Origin of the sequence: Paenarthrobacter sp. 2TAF44, from assembly GCF_052114885.1 — a bacterium.
Classification (GTDB): Bacteria; Actinomycetota; Actinomycetes; order Actinomycetales; family Micrococcaceae; genus Arthrobacter.
The window spans coordinates 59,228-81,724 of sequence record NZ_JBFRFP010000023.1 but is presented as its reverse complement, the minus strand read 5'-3'; the positions used below and the strand labels follow the sequence as shown (position 1 = coordinate 81,724).

The 22,497-nt window shown below is 61.5% G+C and carries 22 protein-coding genes and 1 pseudogene; 10 read left to right on the top strand and 13 right to left on the bottom strand.

Going from position 1 to position 22,497, the window contains the following annotated elements; genetic code table 11:
- Positions 1-254, top strand: a pseudogene (locus AB4Z15_RS19755) (hypothetical protein); the annotation flags it as partial.
- Here AB4Z15_RS19755 and AB4Z15_RS19750 read toward each other — a convergent pair.
- The 4 genes from AB4Z15_RS19750 to AB4Z15_RS19735 all read right to left on the bottom strand — a co-directional run bounded on the left by AB4Z15_RS19750 (position 251) and on the right by AB4Z15_RS19735 (position 3,524).
- Positions 251-1,243, bottom strand: a complete 993-nt coding sequence (locus tag AB4Z15_RS19750; protein ID WP_442018627.1) for a Fic family protein — start codon at positions 1,241-1,243, stop codon at positions 251-253. The pseudogene AB4Z15_RS19755 and the gene AB4Z15_RS19750 sit on opposite strands and share 4 nt — an antisense overlap.
- A 565-nt stretch (positions 1,244-1,808) precedes the next feature.
- The gene (locus AB4Z15_RS19745) at positions 1,809-2,270 is read right to left on the bottom strand and encodes a DUF3817 domain-containing protein (protein WP_442018626.1); all 462 of its coding nucleotides are present in this window, start codon (positions 2,268-2,270) and stop codon (positions 1,809-1,811) included.
- Between the two features lie 60 nt (positions 2,271-2,330).
- The gene (locus AB4Z15_RS19740) at positions 2,331-2,939 is read right to left on the bottom strand and encodes a hypothetical protein (protein ID WP_442018625.1); all 609 of its coding nucleotides are present in this window, start codon (positions 2,937-2,939) and stop codon (positions 2,331-2,333) included.
- Between the two features lie 78 nt (positions 2,940-3,017).
- Positions 3,018-3,524 carry a hypothetical protein gene (locus tag AB4Z15_RS19735; protein WP_442018624.1) on the bottom strand — a complete coding sequence of 169 codons (507 nt, stop codon included), beginning with the start codon at positions 3,522-3,524 and terminating at the stop codon, positions 3,018-3,020.
- Positions 3,525-3,707: 183 nt separating this feature from the next.
- Between AB4Z15_RS19735 and AB4Z15_RS19730 the strand changes: the two genes are divergently transcribed.
- The 7 genes from AB4Z15_RS19730 (at position 3,708) to AB4Z15_RS19700 (ending at position 10,981) form a co-directional block, all read left to right on the top strand.
- Positions 3,708-3,932, top strand: coding sequence for a helix-turn-helix domain-containing protein (locus AB4Z15_RS19730; RefSeq protein ID WP_442006793.1), 225 nt, complete (start codon positions 3,708-3,710; stop codon positions 3,930-3,932).
- Positions 3,926-5,206 carry a type II toxin-antitoxin system HipA family toxin gene (locus AB4Z15_RS19725; RefSeq protein ID WP_442018623.1) on the top strand — a complete coding sequence of 427 codons (1,281 nt, stop codon included), beginning with the start codon at positions 3,926-3,928 and terminating at the stop codon, positions 5,204-5,206. Before AB4Z15_RS19730 ends, AB4Z15_RS19725 begins: the two co-directional genes overlap by 7 nt.
- Before the next feature lie 84 nt (positions 5,207-5,290).
- Positions 5,291-6,016 (top strand): FadR/GntR family transcriptional regulator, encoded by a 726-nt coding sequence (locus AB4Z15_RS19720; RefSeq protein ID WP_442018622.1) that lies wholly within the window; start codon positions 5,291-5,293, stop codon positions 6,014-6,016.
- Positions 6,013-7,038, top strand: coding sequence for an asparaginase (locus AB4Z15_RS19715; RefSeq protein WP_442018621.1), 1,026 nt, complete (start codon positions 6,013-6,015; stop codon positions 7,036-7,038). The genes AB4Z15_RS19720 and AB4Z15_RS19715 overlap by 4 nt, the downstream gene beginning before the upstream one ends.
- Before the next feature lie 13 nt (positions 7,039-7,051).
- On the top strand, positions 7,052-8,467 hold the full coding sequence (locus AB4Z15_RS19710) for an aspartate ammonia-lyase (protein WP_442006797.1): 1,416 nt from the start codon (positions 7,052-7,054) through the stop codon (positions 8,465-8,467).
- Positions 8,468-8,607: 140 nt separating this feature from the next.
- Entirely contained in the window at positions 8,608-10,119 is a 1,512-nt protein-coding gene (locus tag AB4Z15_RS19705) for an amino acid permease (protein ID WP_442018620.1), read from the top strand.
- 190 nt (positions 10,120-10,309) lie between these two features.
- Positions 10,310-10,981, top strand: a complete 672-nt coding sequence (locus AB4Z15_RS19700; RefSeq protein ID WP_442018619.1) for a FadR/GntR family transcriptional regulator — start codon at positions 10,310-10,312, stop codon at positions 10,979-10,981.
- A gap of 29 nt (positions 10,982-11,010) precedes the next feature.
- Here the strand turns inward: AB4Z15_RS19700 and AB4Z15_RS19695 are convergent, their stop codons facing one another.
- From AB4Z15_RS19695 to AB4Z15_RS19660, 8 genes are all read right to left on the bottom strand, one after another.
- Positions 11,011-11,880 carry an amidohydrolase family protein gene (locus AB4Z15_RS19695; RefSeq protein ID WP_442018618.1) on the bottom strand — a complete coding sequence of 290 codons (870 nt, stop codon included), beginning with the start codon at positions 11,878-11,880 and terminating at the stop codon, positions 11,011-11,013.
- Complete coding sequence (locus AB4Z15_RS19690) at positions 11,873-12,865, bottom strand: aldo/keto reductase (protein ID WP_442018617.1); 993 nt, start codon at positions 12,863-12,865, stop codon at positions 11,873-11,875. Before AB4Z15_RS19690 ends, AB4Z15_RS19695 begins: the two co-directional genes overlap by 8 nt.
- On the bottom strand, positions 12,850-13,164 hold the full coding sequence (locus tag AB4Z15_RS19685; RefSeq protein WP_442006802.1) for an L-rhamnose mutarotase: 315 nt from the start codon (positions 13,162-13,164) through the stop codon (positions 12,850-12,852). The genes AB4Z15_RS19690 and AB4Z15_RS19685 overlap by 16 nt, the downstream gene beginning before the upstream one ends.
- Complete coding sequence (locus AB4Z15_RS19680) at positions 13,157-14,449, bottom strand: alpha-L-fucosidase (RefSeq protein ID WP_442018616.1); 1,293 nt, start codon at positions 14,447-14,449, stop codon at positions 13,157-13,159. The genes AB4Z15_RS19685 and AB4Z15_RS19680 overlap by 8 nt, the downstream gene beginning before the upstream one ends.
- A 51-nt stretch (positions 14,450-14,500) precedes the next feature.
- Positions 14,501-15,502, bottom strand: coding sequence for an ABC transporter substrate-binding protein (locus tag AB4Z15_RS19675; protein ID WP_442018615.1), 1,002 nt, complete (start codon positions 15,500-15,502; stop codon positions 14,501-14,503).
- 71 nt (positions 15,503-15,573) lie between these two features.
- Positions 15,574-16,611 (bottom strand): ABC transporter permease, encoded by a 1,038-nt coding sequence (locus tag AB4Z15_RS19670; protein WP_442018614.1) that lies wholly within the window; start codon positions 16,609-16,611, stop codon positions 15,574-15,576.
- Positions 16,608-18,140: a sugar ABC transporter ATP-binding protein gene (locus AB4Z15_RS19665; RefSeq protein ID WP_442018613.1), complete on the bottom strand. Its 1,533-nt coding sequence runs from the start codon at positions 18,138-18,140 to the stop codon at positions 16,608-16,610. Before AB4Z15_RS19665 ends, AB4Z15_RS19670 begins: the two co-directional genes overlap by 4 nt.
- A gap of 42 nt (positions 18,141-18,182) precedes the next feature.
- Complete coding sequence (locus tag AB4Z15_RS19660) at positions 18,183-19,481, bottom strand: L-fuconate dehydratase (protein WP_442018612.1); 1,299 nt, start codon at positions 19,479-19,481, stop codon at positions 18,183-18,185.
- 145 nt (positions 19,482-19,626) lie between these two features.
- Here AB4Z15_RS19660 and AB4Z15_RS19655 point away from each other — a divergent pair, with 145 nt between their 5' ends.
- Positions 19,627-20,535: a fumarylacetoacetate hydrolase family protein gene (locus AB4Z15_RS19655; RefSeq protein WP_442018611.1), complete on the top strand. Its 909-nt coding sequence runs from the start codon at positions 19,627-19,629 to the stop codon at positions 20,533-20,535.
- Complete coding sequence (locus AB4Z15_RS19650; RefSeq protein ID WP_442018610.1) at positions 20,535-21,296, top strand: SDR family NAD(P)-dependent oxidoreductase; 762 nt, start codon at positions 20,535-20,537, stop codon at positions 21,294-21,296. Before AB4Z15_RS19655 ends, AB4Z15_RS19650 begins: the two co-directional genes overlap by 1 nt.
- Before the next feature lie 47 nt (positions 21,297-21,343).
- On the opposite strand, the gene AB4Z15_RS19645 is transcribed toward AB4Z15_RS19650, so the two are convergent.
- Positions 21,344-22,486 carry an FG-GAP-like repeat-containing protein gene (locus AB4Z15_RS19645; RefSeq protein WP_442018609.1) on the bottom strand — a complete coding sequence of 381 codons (1,143 nt, stop codon included), beginning with the start codon at positions 22,484-22,486 and terminating at the stop codon, positions 21,344-21,346.
- Between the last annotated feature and the right edge of the window lie 11 nt (positions 22,487-22,497).

Sequence of the window (22,497 nt, the reverse complement as noted above, 5' to 3'; positions counted from 1 at the left end):
CCGACTGGCTCCTCAACGACACCCGCACCAGCCACAGCTACACAGCAACAGGGAACTACCCCGCCACCATCACCACCAGCTTCACCGGAACCTACTCCGTGAACAACGGACCCCCACTGCCCATCAACGGAACCCTGGACCTCACCACAGCACCGAAAACCATCCAGGTCTGGAAAACAGAAAAAGCACTCGTCGCCGACACCTGCCAGGAAAACCCCAAATCCTGGGGCTGCCCCGACGCTCCAGGACTTTAGAGTGACTCCTGCAGAATGGCAGGTAGGAAGTCCCTTCTGTCCAGTTCCCTCACCAAGAGCGGTGTCAATTCACTGGGCGCTAGGCGAAGCCGGTAGCTTCGCCTTCCGTCACCAATCGGTTCGATGACTCCTCGCTCCAAGAGTCTCCGGATTCCTTGGCTCCGGGATGCCGCAGAACCAGGGAACGCGGGTTGGAGGTCCGCCGCCTTCACCTCAGTCTTCTGGGCAATGATGATGAGAGCATCTGTTTCCGCCTTAGTAAAACGCGCCACTTCCAGCCCGCGCTGGATGGCCGGAATCAATAGAGAGTTCGTTACATACTCTTTGTTCCCCAGCTTTGACAGTCTGGTGAGGTCGTTCAGCAGGCCCTCGAGAACGTATGTAGCCCATCGAATCAATGAATCGGGCAGAAGGGAATCAGCGTCCTCCAGCCGCTCGTAGTAGAGTTCCCGGTTCTCTCCGAACACGGCTGTCGGGTTCAGGGTCCGGTAACCCGCGCTTTCCGAAAAGCCTTGCCTACGCATCGCGGCATAGGTCAAAAGCCTGCCTACACGACCATTTCCGTTTCCGAAGGGATGTATCCAAACGAAGCGATGATGGGCCAAAGCAATCTTCAACAACTCATAGTTCTGGTCCACGTCGGCGTTAATGAAGTCGAGAAGGGCGGTCATGTCACTGTGGACATCTCCCGGGGAAGGAGGACGATGAGCCGAGCCACTAATGGTCACATCCGACACACGGTACATTCCCGGCGTCCTGTCTCCCTCGCGCTCCAATCCTTCGACTGAGATTCTGTGCAGTTCCCTCACAAAGCCATGGGTCAGATTGGTCCCGCGCTCCACGACTGAATCGACGAAAGTGGTTGCCTCCTGCAGCTGCACGATCTCCTGAACATCATCGACTTGCTTGATGTTTTCGCGACCAGCCCGTTGGACCCCTGAGACGGCATCAACAATTGAAGTCCTGTTCCCTTCGATCCGGGCACTCATGATGCTCGAGAGTAACTGGAACAACTTCCGGAGCTGAGAGTAAAGCTCCGGCGGTGTGGTTCCTTCGCCCAGATCGGCTCGTACTCGCTCAAGCTGAATGATGGACTTAGCCAGGGGAGAGTTGAACGGAAACTCTGGAAACTCGATCGGCTTCACGACTCAGAACTTTCGATAACGGTTTGTAACAATTAATTCCGTACCCAATCCTAGCCCTGTACTGCGGGGGTTTTGCCGCTGGTTCGCGCTGAAAGATTTAATGTTGCACTGATCTGGAATTAAGTTCCTGCTTCGAAAGGGCTGCCTTTCACTGTCCTGTCCAGCAACGGTCTCTGGTGGGGAGGAAGGAAGGGCGATCGTTTGGAAGCGAGCGCTCAAATCCATCACGAACCCTGGGCGGCAGGACTGGATTCCGATCGGCGGACCAATGTGCTTCCACGGCCGAGAATCCTAAACGCTTTCAAGAGCAGCGATGGGAAGCATGTCCAATATGCTTCCCTTGCTTGTAAAGCTTGGTCGCCGAAGAGCGGGTGCAAAGAAGCTCAGGAAGCCACAGAGCGAAGCTGGATCAGGAGAACCAGGTATCCGGCGGGCCCATGAACAGGAGGAAGCTGAACACGCCAGCCACGCCCACCAAGACAATCGCAATGGCCAGGATCGGGTTTCCCAGGATCCAAGCCTGCCCTTTCTCCAGCCCGCCTTGAGGTTCCTCTCCCCCAGGGGCAAAGCGCCAACCGCCGGCAAGGAGACCCCGACGGTCGAGCGACTTTTCCACGGGAATAGTGACGTACGGGATCACGGCAGAGACGATGGCAAGCAGACCCGTTCGGGCCGACCATTTCTGGTTGATCCATGTGAAGGCGGCTGTCGCTGCATAGCAGAGGAAGACAAAGCCATGAATGCCTCCGGCTATGCTGACGCCTATCTCCGTGGTGTGGGTGACGTACTTAAGGAACAGCCCAATCAGCAACAGCGTCCACGTCACAGCTTCGGCAAAAGCAACGATACGAAACAGGGTGCGGGGCTGCATGGAAGTCCTTGGCTGGGAAACGGGAGTCACATCCAATTTACCGTGGCAGGACAAACACGTTCACGATTGGGGAGGAAGCGAGTCCCGGTTCCGGATCTGCGAGTCCCCGACTTCAACGGGCACTGGAGCGATCTCCATCTGCGGCTCATGGCGGGTCCGTGCTTTACCGACGGCGATATGCGGCAACCAGCGTGGCGACCTGTAGCCAAGGGCAGGCGAGCTCAGGATGAAGTCGTCGATGTTATCCAGGCCCAGATCATCCAAAAGCACATGGAGCCCCTGGACCAGAAGGGCCTGATAGTCGTGCACCTCTTGAGGAACGTCAACTTCCAGTCCCATGAGACGGCCACCGCCCAGAGGGATCAGTTTGTCCGACTTTCCGAGGAAGCCCTGCAACACAGGCAACTCGGTCAACCAACCCACAATCTCTGGAAGTACGTTCTCTGACCGGGACATTCCTTTGGTCCAGGCTTCAATATCTTGGACCAAATCATCGAGGATACCCACGTGCAGCAGCGTCATGTGCAGCCCTTGCGGCTTCCGGAGGAAGTCGACGTAATGGCTTAGTCCCTCATAATCGGATTGCCCGGCGCCTATGCGGAGGACCGGCACCTCGACGGTGATCCGGGATCCATGCGGTTTGCCTCCAGTGGGGTTACTGGCCGTCATGCATGACATTATGCGCCGCTCGCCGCTCCCATGGCAGGCCCCCAACAGAAGCCCGGTGCCGCCGTCGTGGTTAACGCCCTATTTCTTGGAACGGGCCTGAACCAGATTCGCAAATGGTAGGCGGCCGTAGGTGGCAACGAAACCAGCATGGTAGCCGGCTTCGGCTGCGTTCACGTCGGAAGGAGGAAGTTCCTTCCACGCGATGATCAGGTCCAAGGCATCCCGGAGCTGCCAGATGAGGCGGGCGTCCCAGACGACGGTGGGTCGCCCGCGACCGTAATCCATGAACTCCTGGATCTGCTTCCGCAGCCCCCGATTTCCCTGGCTTCCGGCACTGGCTTTGCCCAGGTACAACAGGGAAGCGTCGGAAACCCACTCCGCCTCCAGAGCTTCCCGTTTGAGGGACGGGTCCTTTTTCTTGAAGGTGCCCGCGGTGCTCTGGTTGAGGAAGACGGGCTTGAAACCAGCGGGGCAAAGCAGGGCAAAGACCCCGGGACCCTGGGGGACGCGCATGACGTCGAGTTCGTCCAAGGCTCGAAAGCCCGTGAAACCTTCGGCGGTGAGGGACTTTTTGGTGAAGAGCATGGTCCATTGTGTCAACCGAACGTTTGCGGTGCGCTGCTTGCTTCCTTCCTGGTCCTGAGCGTCACGCAGGGGCCCGCATCATCATCAAGGACAGCGTGACACTGTCGCCGTACGGCAACAAATGCTAAAGTCGTCGTACGGCGACATTTTCGAAAGTTGCCGTACGGCGACAGGAGTCCGAGAATGCGCACAGTGCGGGAGGCAGGCCCACTGGTACGTGAGCTTCGTGAGGAGCGTGGCTGGTCTCAGGCAGAGCTTGCCCGCCGAGCGAACGTTTCGCGAACCTTCTTGATCGACCTTGAATCCGGCAAGGCAACAGTGGAGACGTCAAAATTCATGGACGTCTTCCAAGCTTTGGGGTTCGAGCTTGCCGTACGCAACAGCGACACCGGCTACGTCAGATGGTAAATAGCCGTGCACTCGACGTGTTCATGGATGGGGCAGCCTGTGGTCGGGTTGAGCAGACGCCCTCAGGAAATCTGATATTCCGCTATAAACCGGAATATCAGGCAATCCCCGACGCGACACCATTATCGCTTTCCATGCCACTGGCCGCCGCTTCACACAAGAAGCGCGCAGTCCTGCCCTTCCTGCAAGGCTTGCTCCCGGACAGCGACGGAGCCTTGCGGACCATAGCGAGGAGGTTTGGGGTCTCCCCATCAAACCCTTTCGCCATCCTTGAGTACATCGGTGCAGATGTCGCTGGCGCACTCCAATTCATGCGTCCGGGAACAGAATCCCCGGACGGCGGGCTCGCCAGGAACTCGGTCACCCCGGTCTCGGAATCCGAGGTTGCCACCATGCTGGATCATGTCGTGGCTGAATATGAGGATGGCACGCCATACGACGATGCAGCAGGACGTTTCAGCCTTGCAGGAGCACAACCGAAAATCGCCCTTCATCAACTCCCCGATGGGACGTGGGGAGTCCCGGCAGATGCGACACCAACAACTCACATCTTGAAGCCGACAGCAGGGAACTTCAGCAGGCTCGACGTCGTCGAGCAGCTGACCATGAGGGCGGCAGCCTTGCTCGGCCTTGAGGTAGCGACGTCCGAACTTGCACGCATCGGTTCTTGGGACGTATTCGTGACACGGCGCTATGACCGTCAACTCACCGATGGGGTCTGGCGCCGCATTCACCAAGAGGACCTCTGCCAGTCTCTGAGCGTTTCGCCGGCAAAGAAGTACCAGCATCGCGACGGGGGTCCTGGGGCCGGCGACATGGCTTCACTTGCGCGGTCGTTTCCCCTCGAAAGAGACCGCCGCAAAGCTGGAGAAGCACTTTACCGGGCCTTCGTGTTCAACACTGTGGCCGGTTGCACGGATGCTCACGCCAAGAACTACTCGATCCTGCTCCGGGGTAGTGAAGTGCAAATAGCACCGCTTTATGACCTCGCTACATACGCACCCTACTGGGACGGAGAATCGACCATCGACCTCGCGATGAGCGTGAAAGGCGAATACCGTCTGCAGAAAATCAGCCGGCAAATGCTGGTCTCCACGGGTACGCAGTTCGGCGTCACGCCCGACGTAGCGGAAGAGATTGTTGGAAACTACTGCGGGCAGCTGGTGGAAGCGTTTGATGCCGCCAAAGACGAACTGCAAAACCATATGGGGCGGCTGCCGAAAGTCGCCGACGATGCAGTGGCCAACGTACGCAAGCTGCCACTGGTGCAGTGAGCCAGCCGCTCGACCAACCACCAAACCCTGAAACAAGCCTTTCAGCGTTGACACAGCCTTGTGACCCGTGCCATATTCGATAACGTGAACCTGTCAGACAGCCGGACAGCCGGACAGCCCGCATCGGGCAAGCCCGCTGGGCCTACCCCGATCTCGCGCATTTCCGCGGCTGAGGCGGTCTTCGCGGCACTGAGAAGGGCCATCGAGGGCGGCCAGTTCGATATCGGCACCAAGCTGAGCTCTGAAGCAACGCTGGCAGCCCAGTATGGCGTGAGCCGCTCGGTCATCCGCGAAGCCCTGCGGTCGTGCAACACACTGGGTTTGACCGTGACCAAGACCGGCAAGGGCACGTTCATTGTGGCCAACAAGGTCGCCAATGACCTTACCTTGGGCCAGTACAGTGCGCGTGATCTGAACGAGGCACGTCCGCACATTGAGATTCCCGCAGCGGGACTGGCAGCCCAGCGCCGCACCGAAGAAGAACTTGAGCACCTGAAGGACATCGTCCAGGAAATGCTCAACGAGAACGATCCCGAAGCGTGGGTAAACCTCGACGCGAGCTTCCATTCCGCCGTCGCCCGGGCCAGTGGCAACCGGGTGTTCGCCAGCGTCGTTTCCGATATCCGCGACGCCTTGGCCCACCAGTCTGAAACCCTCAACCTCGTCGCCGACCGGCAACACCGCTCGGACGAGGAACATGTTGCCGTGCTGAACGCAATCGAAGCAGGCGACGCCGAAGCAGCGAGCAAAGCGATGGCCGATCACCTTCAGGCCGTCAGCGTCGCACTGGACACGATCCTCAGCAAATGAACCACCCAAAGGACACCATGCCCCACGTGACCGCAGCAGCAGCGGCCCAAACAGCACAGAGAACGCCCAACCACGTCCCGCTCGTCGAACAGACCCGCGACGGCTTGGTGGAGAGCATCCACTATGGATCGCTGATCGCCCTGAACGCCGATGGCAGCAGTGCCATCGAAGCCGGCCAGCCGGACGCGCCCATGTACCCGCGTTCCTCCCTTAAACCGCTGCAGGCCGTAGCCCTCCTCCGCGCGGGCTTGGACATCCCACAGAAACTCCTCGCCCTGACGGCCGCCAGCCACTCGGGCAGCAAAGCGCATCGCGACGGCGCCGCCGAAATCCTGGCGCTTCACGGCCTGACCGAAGCGGCGCTTGGCAACAGCACTGACCTGCCGTACGGCGTCGTTGAGCGCGAAGAGTGGCTCCGCGCCGGCAATGGCCCCACCCAACTTGCGCAGAACTGCTCCGGCAAGCACGCCTCCATGACTGCAGTCTGCGTCATCAACGGTTGGCCTGTGGAGGGCTACTTGAACCCGGAACACCCGCTTCAGGTCCTGGTTCGTGACACCATCACCGAACTCACTAGCGAGGATGCAGCCGCAGTGAGCACGGATGGCTGCGGCACTCCGCTTTTTGCGCACACACTTCACGGCATGGCCCGCGCTTACGGCCGCATCGCCGCCGCTGACCAAAGCACCGACGAGGGCAAGGTTGCCCACGCCATGCGCAGCTTCCCCGAGATGGTCGCAGGCGAAGGCCGCGACGTCACCGCGCTGATGCGCGCCGTCCCGGGGCTGCTGGCCAAGGACGGCTTTGAAGGCCTCCAGCTGGTGGGCTTGCCGGACGGTCGTGGCGTGGCCGTGAAGATTTCCGACGGCGGTGATCGCGCACGCATGCCCGTAACCGTGGAGGTTCTCCGCCAGTTGGGCGTCGACGGCGGAAGCCTGGACACGCTTCAAAGCCCACCGGTGCTGGGCGGCGGCCATCCGGTCGGCGAGCTCCGCGCAGCGCAATTTTTCAGCAAGAACTAAACCAAGGACAGCTATGACCACCGTCGATCAGGCGATCCCCATCCGTTCCGAACACGACCTCCTGGGGGACCGCGACATTCCCGGGAACGCCTACTGGGGCGTCCACACCCTGCGGGCTATCGAGAACTTCCCCATCACCGGACAGCCCCTGTCCACCAACCGTCACTTGGTCCGCGGCCTCGCCGCGGTAAAAATGGCGGCAGCACGCACCAACCACGAGCTCGGCCTCCTGGATGCTGAGCGTGCCGGAGCCATCGAACAGGCCTGCCAGGACGTCATGGATGGCATGCTCCAGGAGCAGTTCATGGTGGACGTGATCCAGGGCGGCGCGGGAACCAGTTCCAACATGAACGCCAACGAGGTCATCGCCAACCGCGCGCTGGAGATCCTTGGCCACCCCAAGGGCGATTACTCCAAGCTGCACCCGAACGACCATGTAAACCTGAGCCAGTCCACCAACGACGTCTACCCGACGGCGGTGAACCTTGCCACGATCTTCTCGGTGAAGGAACTCCTCCTCGCCCTGGAAGAACTCGAGTTGGCGTTTGCCGAGAAGGGCCGCGAATTCCGCACGGTAGTGAAGATGGGCCGCACCCAGCTTCAGGACGCCGTTCCCATGACCCTGGGCCAGGAATTCGGCGGATACGCCGTGACCATTGCCGAGGACCGGGCGCGCCTGGACGAGTCCCACATGCTGATCCACGAGATCAACCTTGGGGCTACCGCCATTGGCACGGGCCTGAATGCGCCAGTCGGTTACGCGGATGCTGCGTGCCGTCATCTCGCTGAAATCACTGGCCTTCCGCTCCTTACCTCCGCGGACCTCATTGAGGCCACCCAGGATGTTGGCGCCTTTGTTCACCTGTCCGGCGTCCTTAAGCGCGTGGCAGTGAAGCTCTCCAAGATTTGTAACGACCTCCGCCTGCTGTCCTCTGGACCGCGTGCGGGTTTGGGCGAGATCAACCTGCCGGCCGTACAGTCCGGCTCGTCGATCATGCCCGGCAAGATCAATCCGGTGATCCCGGAAGTGGTCAGCCAGGTGGCGTACGAAGTCATCGGCAACGATGTCACAGTCACCATGGCCGCGGAGGCGGGCCAGCTTCAGCTGAACGCCTTCGAACCGATCATTGTGCACAGCCTGCACAAGAGCATCTCCCACCTGGAAGCAGCGTGCCGCACCCTTACGGCACGCTGCGTCCGGGGAATCACCGCAAACACCGAACGGCTACGGCTTACCGTGGAGCAGTCGATCGGTCTCGTCACGGCATTGAACCCCCACATCGGTTATGCCTCCGCCACGGCCATCGCCCAAGAAGCGCTGGCCACCGGCAAGGGTGTTGCAGAACTCGTACTGGAGCACGGTCTGTTGACCGCTGCCCAGCTTGAGGAACTGCTCAGCCCGGAACGTCTGGCAAACCTGAGCAAGTAAGCCGAAACCGGCCAGTAAGCCCAGCGGCTCAAAAGAGCCGTCCCGCCCGATAAGGCACACCCCCGAGGCCCTGTCCTGCGCTCCGGCCCCCGACCGGACGCGTCCAGGACACCCCCAACAGGACACCCCTAAGGATTCCAATGACCAACCCACCCATTACGGACCACACGGTCCCGGCCCAAGCGCATGCCAGCGAGAAAGCCCTCCACACAGAGGACAAGGGCTACCACAAGGATCTGAAGCCCCGCCAGATCCAGATGATCGCGATCGGCGGTGCAATCGGCACCGGTCTGTTCCTCGGCGCAGGTGGCCGCCTCAACGCTGCCGGCCCTTCGCTCGTCATCGCCTACGCCGTATGTGGCTTCTTCGCGTTCCTGATCCTCCGCGCGCTCGGTGAACTCGTTCTCCACCGCCCGTCGTCGGGATCCTTCGTTTCTTACGCCCGTGAGTTCTTCGGTGAGAAGGCCGCGTTCGTTTCCGGTTGGTTCTACTGGATCAACTGGGCCACCACCACCATCGTGGACATCACAGCAGCGGCGCTGTACATGAACTTCTTCGGCAAATACGTCCCGTGGATCGGCGTGGTTCCACAGTGGGCATGGGCGCTGATCGCACTTGTCGTGGTCCTGGGCCTGAACCTCGTATCGGTCAAGGTCTTCGGCGAGCTTGAATTCTGGTTTGCCATCATCAAGGTGGCCGCACTGGTGGCGTTCCTGGTGGTGGGCACCTACTTCGTCATCTTCGGCACACCCGTCGAGGGCCAGGAAGTTGGCTTCAGCCTCCTTTCGGACAACGGCGGCATCTTCCCCAATGGCATCCTTCCCATGATCATCCTCATGCAGGGTGTGCTGTTCGCCTACGCATCGATCGAGCTCATCGGCACCGCCGCCGGTGAAACCCCGAACCCTGAGAAGATCATGCCCAAGGCCATCAACTCCGTGGTCTTCCGTATCGCAGTGTTCTACGTTGGCTCGGTCATCCTGCTGGCTCTGCTGCTCCCGTACACCTCATACGAGAAGGGCGTCAGCCCGTTCGTGACGTTCTTCGGTTCCATCGGCATCCAGGGCGTGGACGTGATCATGAACCTCGTGGTCCTCACCGCCGCGCTGTCCTCGCTGAACGCCGGCCTGTACTCCACCGGCCGTATCCTGCGCTCGATGTCCGTTGCCGGCTCCGCCCCGAAGTTTGCCCAGCGAATGAACAAGGCCGGTGTCCCCTACGGTGGCATTGCCATCACGGCAGGCGTCTCGCTCCTCGGCGTTCCGCTGAACTACCTCGTCCCATCACAGGCTTTCGAAATCGTCCTGAACGTTGCTTCCGTGGGCATCATCGTCACGTGGGCCACCATCGTCCTGTGCCAGATGCAACTCAAACGCTGGGCAGACAAGGGCTGGCTCAAGCGCCCGTCCTTCCGGATGTTTGGTGCGCCGTATACCGGTTACCTCTCGCTCCTGTTCCTGGTGGGCGTGCTGGTGATGGTCTTCATCGACTCCCCGCTCACCATGCTTGTCACGGGTATCGCCTGCGCACTGATGGTGGTCGGCTGGTACCTGTGCCGCAAGCAGATCCACGAGCTTGCTGCGACCCGCGACGGCTACACCGGCAGCGCGCCGGTGGTTGCGAACCGTCCAATGCGCGGCGGCGACTCCTAACAAGCCCCAAACAGCGCCCGACGACGGCACCCGGGTTCCGTAACAACGGAACCTGAGTGCCGCCGTCGTTGGTTAACGCGCCCAAGTAGCCGTGGTTGTTCCCAGGGCTGGGAACAACCACTAATGCGAGCGAGATGCGTGAGACCGTGCCTAAGCCAAACATCCGATGATTGGCGACTACTATGGACCCATGGCTGTCACAGATGAGGCGATTGGCAAGATCAAGGACATGCTGATCCGCGGGGAACTCAAGGCCGGGGATCGGCTTCCGCCGGAGAAGGAACTGAGCGAGCGGCTCGGCCTTTCACGCAGTTCACTGCGTGAGGCGGTGAAGGCGCTGGAGCTGATCCGCGTGCTCGATGTCCGCCGCGGCGACGGAACCTACGTCACCAGCCTCGATGCCAAGCTGCTCAACGAAGCCGTGGCTTTTGTGGTTGACCTGCATCAGGACCGCTCCATCCTGGAACTCTTTGAGGTCCGACGAATCCTGGAACCGGCCACTGCCCACCTCGCTGCCGGCAAGATCGGGCCGGCCGAGCTCACGGCATTGCGCGCCACCATGGACGGCATCGATGAAAACACCGACGTCGAAGAACTGGTAGCCCACGATCTCGAGTTCCACAGCATCATTACCGAAGCCGCTGGGAACGACTACCTTGGCAGTCTGTTGGAAGCCCTGTCCAGCAGCACGGTTCGTGCGCGGATCTGGCGTGGCCTGACGCAGGAAAAGGCCGTGGCGCACACCCTCGCGGAGCACCGCGCGATCGCCGACGCCTTGGAACGCGGCGATGCCGAGCTGGTCCGGGCCCTCGTGACCGTCCACATCAGCGGCGTGGAGAACTGGCTGCGGCAGGCGCTCTAAGCCTTGGAAAGCCTAGTCCCAGGGAAGCGCTAATCCTGGGGAATCGGGTTAACCGGCAGCCCGTAGGTACGAATCGCTGTCGCCTCGAGCACGGCATCCTGTTCCGGGACGCTCAGTGAAGAGATGAGTTCCAACAACACATCCAGGGTCCTGCCATAGGGCGCACGGAGCGTGCTGACTGGCCAGTCGCTGCCGATCATCAAGCGATCAGGGCCAAAGGCTTCCAGAGCTTCGTCGAACAGTGGCCGCAACGAATCGGCCGAATACTCCACGCCGGGCAGGTGCAGGCCGGACAATTTAGCCACCGTGTTGGGCAGGCGCCCAAGTTCTCGAAAATCAGAGCGCCAAAGGTCCATCGCAGTCGCGTCCGCAAGGGGTGGCTTGCCGAGATGATCCAGGACCACGGTCAGCTCCGGGAGGTCGCGGGCAAGCTGGACAGTGGCTCCCAAGTGACGTGGGAAGGCATCGGGGACGTCGAAGGCCAGGCCGCGGGCGGCAACCAAGGCCAGGGAATCCCGTACCGAGGGCAGGTCAAGGAAGTCATCGCGGGGATCATCGTGCACCAAGTGCCGGACTCCCCTGAACACGGAATGAGCGGTGAACGCGTCCAGCTGCTCGGCAGCCTGTGTTGGCGAATCCAGTTGGATCCACCCCACGACGCCGAGTACCCAAGGTTGGCGCGAGGCCACACGAAGCATGCTCTGGGTGTCGGCAAGCGTGTCGTCGGCCTGGACCAACACCGCTCCCCTGATCCCGGCAGCGGCCAGGACCTCTCCAGCCTCATTCTCACCGAAGCTGCGGAACAGCGCGCCGTGCTGCGGGCCCAGCCACGAGTAGGGTCGGACACCTCCGGTCACAAAGGCATCCAGGTTCCACAGGTGCAGATGCGCGTCAATCACGCCCCAGAGCCTCCAACGCGTCCCACAATTCTTCCGGCACGGATTCCTGTATACGGCTGGCGTTCGAGGTGACCTGTTCAGGTCCGCTGGCTCCGACTGTCACATTCACCACGGCCGGATGCCTCAACGGGAACTGGAGTGCCGCCGTCGGAAGTTCAACGCCGAAGCCCCGGCAGACCGCCGCGAGTGCCCGTGCACGCTCGACCACTTCACGCGGGGCGCGGTCGTAGTTGTAATGCGCGTCGTCGGGGACTTCAGGACGAGCCAACAACCCGGAGTTATAGACGCCAACATTCACGACGCCGGTGCGGCGCTCCACACACCGGTCAAGCAGCGGGACGCTGGGCTGCTCAAGCAGTGTGTAGCGGCCTGCGAGCATGACGAGGTCCAGGTCCGCGGCCTCGACACACTCCAAGGCTGCCTCCGCGGAGTTGGTGCCAACGCCAATGGCTTTGACCACCCCTTCTTCGCGCAGTTTCTCCAGCGCTGGAAGGGCCTGGGAGATCCCGGCGTGGAGATCGTGAACATCGGGATCGTGGAGATACGCGATGTCCACGTGATCCAGGCCCAGGCGTTCCAAGGAGTCCTCGATGCTACGGCGGATGCCGGCTTCGGTGAAGTCCCACACGCGCCTGCTGGTAGCGGGGACGTCGAAGCCTTCGTCGTCCTTTACTGAATCGTCCGTTGCTGAGCCGTCCTTTGCCGAGGCGCCGCCGGTGTTGGCTTCCAACAAGCGGCCCACTTTGGTGGAGATGACGAATTCTTCCCGAGGTTTGTCCCGGAGGACAGCACCCAGTCTCTGCTCAGACAAGCCCAGGCCATAGTGCGGTGCGGTATCGAAATAGCGAAAGCCTGCGTCCCAAGCGGCCAGGACAGTGGCCATGGCTTCCCCATCAGGGATGGCCTTGTACAAATTCCCGATGCCGGCCGCACCGAATCCGAGCCTGCCGAGGTTAAGTGGTTCCGGGTTCATGGCAGCTCCCATACTTTCTGGATACCCGAATCGTTCCCGGAGTAATCGTCCTGAACCTCAAGAAGTTCGGCCATCCGGGCCTGCCAGGGCACGTTCGCCGGATGATCTGCGAGCGCATGGCGCATGGCTTGGTAGTCCTCGACGTCCACCACGTGGAAAAGGTCCAGCCCGCTGCGCCAGATCCGCCAATTCCGCACGCCGGCTCCTTTAAGGGCTTCGACCAGTTCGGGTGGGATGTTTGCGTGGGCGTGGGCGTATTCCTCCTCGGTTCCGGGTTTGAGGCGGGTGTGGAGTGCGATGCTTTCAGTCATTGAAGTCCCCCGGCTTCAGGAACAGCTCAAGCACGGGCACAGCGACGTCGGGCCGCTGGACCGGGAGCTTGATGGTCAGCGTCCCGGCTGGCTGGCCGCCGGGGGTGATGTTGATGGCTTGCTGTCCGGGGTCACCCTCTTGCAGGAAGACTTCGGACGCATCGTTGAGGAGTTGGGCGTACTCCACCTTGCCAGCCAGGTCCGGGAGATGGACGTATTCAAAGGGCCAGGCGAAGAGGTGCACGTACAGCCTGTCCCCGCGCTGGGTGTAGCGGGTATCCGGTGGTGCTGTGAACTGGGATGTTCCTGCACCGTAAATGGAGCGGGAGTGCAGTTGCATCCATTCGCCGATCCCTTCGAGGGAGGCGAGCGCTCTGGGGTCGATGCTGCCCCGGCCTGTTGGGCCTACGTTGAGCAGAAGGTTTCCGCCCTTGGAGACGCCATCCACCAACATTCGGATCAGCAGGTCCACGGATTTGTAGTTGAGGTTGTCGCGGTCGTAACCCCAGCTGCCGTTCAACGTTTGGCACGCCTCCCAGCTGACCGGGGCGCCGTCGACCATCATGGGACCTGCTGGCTGGTACTGCTCGGGGGTGACAAAGTCTCCGGGGATACCCAGGCGGTCGTTGACCACGAGGCCTGGCTGGAGTTCCCGCACCATGGCGAGCAGGGTTTCGGAGTCCCAGTCCTTGGCGCCTTTGGCGCCCCAGAAGCCGGCGTGTTCGTCTTCGTCGTAGGAGAAATCGAAGAACAGGTAGTCGATGGTGCCGTAGTTGCTGAGGAGCTCACGGACCTGGCCATGGAGGTACTCGCGGTAGCGTGCCATATCGCGCCCGGCGTTGACGCTTTCGACGTCGGTGGCGTTGCGTTGCGGGTGCACGCCATCGATGGTGAAGTCGGGGTGGTGCCAGTCGATCAGCGAGTGGTAGAAGCCGACTTTGAGCCCTTCATCCCGCAGCGCTTGAACGTAGGGTGCGATCAGGTCACGACCGGCTGGCGTGTTGGTGGCTTTGTAGTCCGTCAGGGCAGAGTCCCACAGGCAGAAGCCGTCGTGATGCTTGGTGGTGAGGACCACGTACTTCATGCCGGCCTTGCGCGCTGCGCGTGCCCACTCGTTTGGATCGTAGAGATCTGGGTCAAAGCGCCGGAAGTATTTGGAGTACTCCTCCACAGTGGTTTCCTCCCGGTTCATCACCCACTCGTGCCGGGCAGGCAGTGCGTAGAGGCCCCAATGGACAAACATGCCAAAGCGGGACTCTTCAAACCAAGGTGCGTGCTGGATCAACGGGATACCTTCCGTGTGCCGGGAGTTGGCGGTGCTTTTGGAGGCGTGATTCTATTCGTAGAGGTTGGGCTTAATGGTCTCGGAGTCGATGTTCTTTGCGTCGTACCAGTAGAAGCCCGTGTCGATCTTGCTCGGCAACTTCTCACCCTTGATCGCGGCAACGGCTGCCTTGACGGTTTCGTAGCCAATGCCGACCGGGTTCTGGGTGACGGCGCCCGCCATGAGTCCGGACTTGATGGCGTCGATTTGCGCCTTGCCGGAGTCGAATCCGACGATCGTCAGCTTGCCCTTGAGGCCGAGTTCTTCCACGGCCTTGACGACGCCGATTGCCGAGCCTTCGTTGGTTCCGTACATGCCTTTGAGGTTGGGGTTGGCGGTGATGATCGCCTTGGCAGCGTCTGCCGAGAGCAGCTGGTCGCCACCGGCGTACTGGATGGCGACGATCTTGACACCGGGGTTGTTCTTCTCGATGTATTCCTTGAAGCCGTCGCGGCGGTCGGTGCCGGACTTGGACGTCTGGTCGTGGCCGATGATGGCGATCTCGCCTGACCCGCCAATCAATTCAGCAAGGTGCTTGGCAGCCTCAGCTGCTGCAGCCTTGTTGTCCGTGGAGGCCGTGGTGGCCGGGATGGTGGAGTCGACGCCGGAGTCGAACGCAATGACGGGGATGTTCTTGCTCTTGGCCTGCTCCAGCAGGGGCGTGGCAGCCTGTGAGTCCAGCGCTGCGAAGCCGATAGCTGCAGGCGACTTGCCCAGGGCGGTGGTAAGCATCTGGATCTGCTGGTCAACGTCCTTCTCGGTGTTCGGGCCTTCAAAGGTGATATCGACGTTGAATTCCTTGGCAGCCTTGTCCGCGCCTTGCTTAACGGCCTGCCAAAACTGGTGCTGGAAACCTTTGGACACGACGGCGATGTACGGCTTGGCGCCGTCTGTCGCTGCTCCGCTGGCGCCGGCGGATCCGGCTGGTGCCTCACAGCCAGCGATAGCGACGGCACCGAGGGCGAGGCCGGTGAGGGTAAGGAAGGAACGGCGGTTGTGGATGGACTTGCTCACGATTGAAGACTCCCTTTTTCTGAGGATGCGTTCTGGAGAGGATGCATGTGGTTGGAGCGGAAGCGCAGCGGCTATTTGGCGGTCTCCTTCCTGCGCAGCATGTCCAGATAGACCGCTACGAGGATCACGACGCCGATTGCTACGTTCTGCCATTCCTGCGGCACGGAGATGATGCGGAGGCCGTTGGTCAGGACGGACATGATCAGGGCGCCGATCACTGTTCCAACGATGGAGCCTTTGCCTCCGGCCAGGGATGTCCCACCGATCACGACGGCGGCAATCGCCTGGAGCTCGTAGCCCATCCCCTGCCCGGGCTGGGCTGAGTTCAGGCGGGCTGCGATGATGACGCCGGCCAGGCCTGTGAAGGCTCCTGCAGCCGTGTAGATCCACAACTTCCAGTTCCGGACGTTGATGCCGGAAAGTGCCGTGGCTTCCTCGTTGGAGCCGATGGAAAAGGTGTAGCGGCCCAAGAGCGTCTTGCTCATGACAAGCCCTGCCAGTACGGCCACTGCGAAGAAGATGAATACCGCATTAGGAACCACCAGGCCCGGGATGGGCTTGCCGAGGGCGAGGTTGGCGAAGCCCTCAGTGCTGGTGAAATAGATCGGCTTGGTTCCGGAGACTACCAGGGCCATACCCTGTGCAACGAGCATGGTGGCCAGGGTGGCGATGAACGGTGGAATCTTCAGGAAGGAGATCAGGAACCCGTTGACGGCACCAATCACGGCTCCCATCAGGATGCCGCCAATGACGCCGGCCCACAGCGGCAGCCCGAGATAGGTCAGAACCACGCCTGTCATCACCGAGCACAGGCTCATGCCGGTACCGACGGAGAGATCAATGCCGCCGGTGATGATCACGAACGTTGCGCCGAGGGCCAGCAACCCGATCACCACTGTGGAGAGCAGGATGTCCGAAAGATTGCTCGGCACCAGGAACCGCGAGTTTATTGCGCCGAAAAAGATCACCAGGACAATGAGTGAACCGAAGGCCAGGAGCTGTTGAAGGGAGGAACGGAACCTCGTAGCGAGGTCACGTACGGGCTTCTGTTCGGCGGATTCGGGCTTTGTACCCTGGTTGCGGGACGCGGGGGTCTCTACAAGGCTCATGCTGTCATTGCTCCTGGTGTGGCGATGGCGCGGCGGGTGGCCAGCTCCATGATTTGTTCCTGGGTGGCTTCAGCGTTGCTGAGGAAGCCTGTGATCCGGCCTTCGGCCATAACGGCGATCCTGTGGGACATGCGCAGGATCTCGGGAAGCTCCGAGGAGATCATGATGATCGATTTCCCACCGGCGGCCAGTTCGTTAAGGAGCCTGTAAATTTCCTCCTTGGCGCCAACGTCGATTCCGCGTGTGGGTTCATCAAAGATGAGAATGTCGCAGTCCTTGACCAGCCACTTGGCGATCACGATCTTCTGCTGGTTGCCGCCCGAGAGATTGCGGGCCAGCTGGTGGATGGATGGCGTTTTGATCCGCAGCTTCCTGCTGTATTCCTCAGCGGTCCGGCGCAAGGCCGAATCCTTGATGAACCCGCCCGGCGCATTCGCGGCGAGCGAAGAGAGCATGATGTTCTCTTTCACGTCCCGCTCAAGCATGAGGCCAAGATGCTTGCGGTCCTCGGACAGGTAGCCGATGCCCAACTTCGCGGCAGCAGCAGGGTTCGGGATGACCGCATCAGCGCCGCGTACCTCTAGCCGGGCGAACGTGGCACGATCAGCGCCAACCAAGGCACGCGCCACTTCCGTCCGACCTGCTCCCATGAGCCCTGCGAAGCCAAGGATTTCGCCGCGTTGGAGGTCGAAGCCGACATCCCGCAGCAGGGTTCGCGTCGATAACCCCTCAACCGAAAGCACGACGTCGTTAGCCACCTCGGCGGGGACCGCCGTCGGACGCTGTTCTCCCGAAATCTGGCGCCCCACCATCAGGGAAATGACTTCCTTCATGGTGGTCTCCGCCGTGCTGACTGTGTCGACGTACTCGCCGTCGCGAATCACCGTGATGCGTTGTGAGATCTGCTTGAGTTCGTCCATGCGGTGCGAGATGTAGATGACGCCGGTGTCGGGAGAGATGAACCCACGAATGATCTGGTGCAGCGCTGCCACCTCGGCGTCATTCAGGGCTGCCGTCGGCTCGTCCATGATGATCACTTTGGAATCGTGGCTCAGTGCTTTCGCGATTTCGACCATCTGCTGCTTGGCCACCGTCAGCTGCCCCACCTTTTGACGGGGATTCAGCTGCAGGCCGATCCTGTCCAGCAGCTCCTGCGTCTGGTGGTTAAGGGCCCGCTCGTTCAGCACTCCGAAGCGCCGGGGTTCGCGGCCGATGAAAATGTTCTGCGCCACGGTGAGGTCCGGCATCAGGTTGAATTCCTGGTGGATGATGCTGATGCCCAGTTCCTGCGCGTGCTTGGGACTGTCCGGCACAAAGGCCGTACCGTTCAGCTCGAAAGTACCGCCGTCCGGCGTGTATATACCTGACAGAAGCTTCATCAGCGTGGACTTTCCGGCACCGTTCTCTCCCACGAGCGCAAGGACTTCACCGTGGCGAAGCTCCAGCCCCATGTTGTTCAGGGCCCGGACTCCGGGGAAAGTCTTGCTGACTCCGTGGAGGGAGAGCAGCGGTGGTGCTTGCTGGGTCATGCGATCACTTCCTTGTGAGCGTGCACGTGCTGTCGCGGTACGTTATCGGGCCCAGACGGGGCCGTCGGGGAACGCGTATTCGGCCAGTGTTTCACGGACCATTTCGTTGCCCGCGCCAGGAGCCGACGGCGGCCAGTACACGCCGCTTCGGACATCCACGGGTGTGATGAAGTGCTCGTGCAGATGATCCACGAACTCGATCATCCTGCCTTCCTTTGTCCCCGAAACGGCGACGAAGTCGAACATCGACAGGTGCTGAACGGCCTCGCACAGCCCCACACCACCGGCATGAGGGCAGACAGGCACACCGAACTTGGCAGCCAGCAGCAGAATGGCGATGTTCTCGTTGACTCCAGCTACCCGGGCTGCATCAATCTGCAGGACCTGGAGGGAACCGGCTTGGAGCATTTGCTTGAACATCACCCGGTTCTGGACGTGCTCCCCGGTAGCCACAGGGACAGGATCCACACCGCGGGCAATGGCCGCGTGCCCCAGGACGTCATCGGGGCTGGTGGGTTCCTCGATCCAGGCGATGTCGTAAGGGGCCAGGTGGGCCATCCAATCGATGGCTTCCTGAACATCCCAGCGCTGGTTGGCGTCCACAGCGATCTTGATGTCCGGACCCACCGCCTCACGGGCAATTCCCACGCGCCGGATATCGTCCTCCAAAGAGGCGCCTACCTTGAGCTTGATCTGTGCAAAACCATCGGCCACGGCTTCCTTGGCCAGGCGGGTCAGTTTCTCGTCGCTGTAACCCAGCCAGCCCGGCGTCGTGGTGTAAGCGGGGTAGCCCTCAGCACGAAGTGCCACTTTACGTACTTCCTTGCCCGCCTCCGCTGCGCGCAGGATCCCCAGCGCTTCATCCGGGGTGAGGGCATCGCTGAGGTAACGGAAGTCAACCAATGCCACGAGTTCCTCAGGACTCATGTCTGCGAGCAGTTCCCAGAGCGGCAAGCCCGCCCGCTTGGCCTTCAGATCCCAGAGGGCGTTCACCACCGCGCCGATCGCCATATGCATGACGCCCTTTTCCGGACCAAGCCAGCGGAGTTGGGAATCGTGGACCATCAACTTCCAGGTGGCGCCCATGTCTCCCAGGAGATCCTCCACGTTCCGGCCCAAAATGTGGTCCCGAAGAGCGTCGAGGGCTGCCGTCTCAACCTCGTTTCCGCGCCCGATCGTGAACACGAAGCCGTGGCCTTCATGACCGTCACCGGCATCGGTGCGAATGATCAGATAGGCGGCTGAATAGTCGGGGTCCGGGTTCATGGCGTCGGAGCCGTCGAGGTCCTGCGAGGTGGGAAAGCGGATATCGAAAGTTTCCACTGCGGTGATGACGCTCATTGCGCTCCTTGCTTGGCAGCTGGCGGTTGATCTAGGTAGAGCTAAACATCCGATGTCTGCCTTGTCAATGGGTCACATTTCCGTATTATGTAGTGAAACAGCACACTAGAGCTCGGATGTTAGTCCCAAACGCACGGAGGAAGCCATGACCTTGAAATTCGCCAGGCTGGGTACGGCCGGAAACGAACAACCGGCCGTCATCGCCCAGGACGCCGACGGCACAGAGAAGTACTTCGATCTCTCGCCGCTGACCAACGACATCGACGGCGTTTTCCTCGCCTCGGGCGGCTTCACCCGCACCCGCGAAGCCCTGGAATCCGGGAAACTTCCTGAAATCCAGGCAGAAGGCCTGCGCATCGGAGCGCCTGTGGCCCGTCCGGGCTCGGTCATCTGCATTGGCTTGAACTACACCGCCCACGCAGCCGAATCCGGTGCGACGCCTCCTGAGGTTCCCGTGGTTTTCCTGAAGCCGACCAACACCATCACTGGGCCTTTCGACGCTGCCCCCATCCCGCCGTCGTCGGAAAAGTATGACTGGGAAGTGGAATTGGCAATAGTGATCGGCAAGGAAGCGTCCTACCTTTCGTCCCTGGACGAGGCAGAAGCATGCATCGCCGGCTACGCAGTGGCCAACGACCTCTCCGAGCGCGACTACCAGATCCCCGGAGCCGCCGGACAATGGACCAAGGGCAAGTCACTCCCCGCCTCCACTCCCCTTGGCCCGTGGCTGGTTCCCGCATCTGAGGTGGATGCCAGCAACCTCCGGCTGAGGACCTCGGTCAACGGCGAAGCCCGCCAGGACTCGAACACCTCGGACATGATTTTCGATCCCGCCACGATCGTTCACCACCTCAGCCAATACATGGTCCTGGAGCCTGGCGACGTCATCATCACCGGCACACCCGAGGGTGTGGCCCTGTCTGGTCGATTCCCCTACATCCAGCCCGGCGACGTGGTGGAGCTGGAGATTGACGGCCTGGGACGCCAGCGGCAGGAATACTACCGCGCGCAGGCCGGGACCGTTTCCGCCGCCCCCGCCCACGTCAACGCCTGATGGCATCCCCAGTGGGCCAGGAATTCGAAGGCCTGGCGGCACTCGTGACCGGCGGAGCCTCCGGAATTGGTGCGGCCATCGCGGACCGGCTCGCCGCCGGCGGTGCGCAAGTTGCCGTCTTGGACCTGACACCGGACACCAGCCCGCACTTCGGTGTGGAATGTAACGTGGCCGATGACGCCTCGGTGCGCACCGCCGTCGAAACCGTTGCCAAGCACTTTGGTCGCCTGGACATCGTGGTCAACAACGCCGGCATAGGCGCCCAAGGTGACATCGCCGCAAACGACGACGACGAGTGGCTCCGGGTCCTGAACATCAACGTCGTAGGAATTGCGCGCGTCAGCCGTGCTGCCCTGCCGTACCTGCGCGAGTCGCCGGCCGCTTCGATCGTGAATACCTGCTCAATCGCCGCGACCGCCGGGCTTCCCCAGCGGGCGCTGTACTCGGCGTCCAAGGGCGCAGTGCTGTCGTTGACGCTTGCCATGGCTGCCGACCACATTCGCGAGGGCATCCGCGTGAACTGCGTAAATCCAGGCACTGTGGACACGCCCTGGGTGGGCCGCCTCCTGGATTCCGCCGCTGACCCGGCAGCTGAGCGCGCCGCACTCAATGCCCGTCAACCACATGGGCGGATGGTGGACCCGACTGAAGTTGCGGGCGCGGTGGCCTACCTCGCGAGCCCCCTGTCCGGTTCGACGTCGGGAACCTCCCTGGCCGTCGACGGCGGCATGCAGGGTCTGCGGTTGCGCCCGGTTCAGTAGGGGCTGCTTTGGTTGGGGCTGGTTTAGCGGGGCGCTTTGGTGGCGTTTCAGTAGAGCCCGTTGAAAATGTTCCAGCCCCAACCGACAGTCTCAACGCCCTTCCAGCCCCCGCGACCATCGCCGTAGTACATCACCAGATCGCCAGCAGCATTCACCCCATGGACATCGTTGAAACCGTCCCGGTTGAAGTCGCCAGCACTCCCGATCATCGTCAAGGCATTCCATCCCTGCCCGATCTGCCGAGCGGTGGTCCAGCCACCGTGGCCATCGCCACCGTAGGAGTAGAGCCTCCCGGTCTTGTCCTTGGCCAGGACGTCCACATTGCCGTCGCCATCCCAATCGCCGGGGCCGATCAGGAGGTCCATGACGTCCCAGCCGTGGCCGACCTTTTCCCGAGCACCCCAGCCGCCGAACGGCTGGGAAGGGAAGACGAAAAGATCGCCGGTTGCGTCGCTGGCCAGCAGATCGTTAGGTCCATCCCCGTTCCAGTCACCGGGCCCAATCGCGTTGTCCATGGCGCTCCACTCCCAGGTGCCCTTGGCGTTATCAGTGTGGAATCCGCCGTCGCCTGTTCCCGGGAAGCGGTAGAGCGTCCCCGAGGTGTTCTCGACCATCAGATCGGCAATACCGTCGTGGGTCAGATCGCCCCCGGCAATGATCCTGGTAAACAGTCCCCATCCCGGGCCTACCTGACGGCTTTCCTTCCATCCCTTTGATGTGTCCTTGCCGAGGTACAGCATGAGCGTCCCGTCATGGGTTCGGCCCAGCAGTTCGAAGACTCCGCGCCCCGTGAATCCTGCAGCCCGCAGTGGTTCTTTCTCTACCACCGCGGTTTGCTGCGTCACCACTTTCCGGCCGGCGCATGCGGCGGGCGAGCCACTGGCCACAGCGGAGATCCGACCGCCGAGGTCGTCCAATTCCACGACATGGAGGTACGGGCTAAAACGGGGATCCGGTGCGATCGGTTCCCCGTCGCGAAGCCACTGAATGGAGTACCCAGGGTCCCCGTTTCCGCCGCAGCCTACGAAGTACTCCTGGGCCCCATCCACGATCAACACCGCGCCCACGATCGGGTTGCCCGATATTTCCACGTCCGGCACCTCTGCTGCGGACGCGGCCGGACCCGTTGCAGAAAATGCGAGCGCCAGAGCCAGCAGCACTGCTTTTGCGATTGACTTGCTTCTCGACACGTTGCCCCCCG

Excerpts from the sequence above, each read along its gene's own strand:
- AB4Z15_RS19710 (WP_442006797.1), top strand. The coding sequence starts at position 7,052 with ATGACCACCGTCGATCAGGCGATCCCCATCCGTTCCGAACACGACCTC.
- AB4Z15_RS19665 (WP_442018613.1), bottom strand. The coding sequence starts at position 18,140 with ATGACCCAGCAAGCACCACCGCTGCTCTCCCTCCACGGAGTCAGCAAG.
- AB4Z15_RS19700 (WP_442018619.1), top strand. The coding sequence starts at position 10,310 with ATGGCTGTCACAGATGAGGCGATTGGCAAGATCAAGGACATGCTGATC.
- AB4Z15_RS19750 (WP_442018627.1), bottom strand. The coding sequence starts at position 1,243 with ATGAGTGCCCGGATCGAAGGGAACAGGACTTCAATTGTTGATGCCGTC.
- AB4Z15_RS19690 (WP_442018617.1), bottom strand. The coding sequence starts at position 12,865 with ATGGGAGCTGCCATGAACCCGGAACCACTTAACCTCGGCAGGCTCGGA.
- AB4Z15_RS19740 (WP_442018625.1), bottom strand. The coding sequence starts at position 2,939 with ATGACGGCCAGTAACCCCACTGGAGGCAAACCGCATGGATCCCGGATC.
- AB4Z15_RS19670 (WP_442018614.1), bottom strand. The coding sequence starts at position 16,611 with ATGAGCCTTGTAGAGACCCCCGCGTCCCGCAACCAGGGTACAAAGCCC.
- AB4Z15_RS19685 (WP_442006802.1), bottom strand. The coding sequence starts at position 13,164 with ATGACTGAAAGCATCGCACTCCACACCCGCCTCAAACCCGGAACCGAG.
- AB4Z15_RS19650 (WP_442018610.1), top strand. The coding sequence starts at position 20,535 with ATGGCATCCCCAGTGGGCCAGGAATTCGAAGGCCTGGCGGCACTCGTG.
- AB4Z15_RS19735 (WP_442018624.1), bottom strand. The coding sequence starts at position 3,524 with ATGCTCTTCACCAAAAAGTCCCTCACCGCCGAAGGTTTCACGGGCTTT.
- AB4Z15_RS19715 (WP_442018621.1), top strand. The coding sequence starts at position 6,013 with ATGAACCACCCAAAGGACACCATGCCCCACGTGACCGCAGCAGCAGCG.
- AB4Z15_RS19745 (WP_442018626.1), bottom strand. The coding sequence starts at position 2,270 with ATGCAGCCCCGCACCCTGTTTCGTATCGTTGCTTTTGCCGAAGCTGTG.
- AB4Z15_RS19705 (WP_442018620.1), top strand. The coding sequence starts at position 8,608 with ATGACCAACCCACCCATTACGGACCACACGGTCCCGGCCCAAGCGCAT.
- AB4Z15_RS19730 (WP_442006793.1), top strand. The coding sequence starts at position 3,708 with ATGCGCACAGTGCGGGAGGCAGGCCCACTGGTACGTGAGCTTCGTGAG.
- AB4Z15_RS19655 (WP_442018611.1), top strand. The coding sequence starts at position 19,627 with ATGACCTTGAAATTCGCCAGGCTGGGTACGGCCGGAAACGAACAACCG.
- AB4Z15_RS19725 (WP_442018623.1), top strand. The coding sequence starts at position 3,926 with ATGGTAAATAGCCGTGCACTCGACGTGTTCATGGATGGGGCAGCCTGT.
- AB4Z15_RS19660 (WP_442018612.1), bottom strand. The coding sequence starts at position 19,481 with ATGAGCGTCATCACCGCAGTGGAAACTTTCGATATCCGCTTTCCCACC.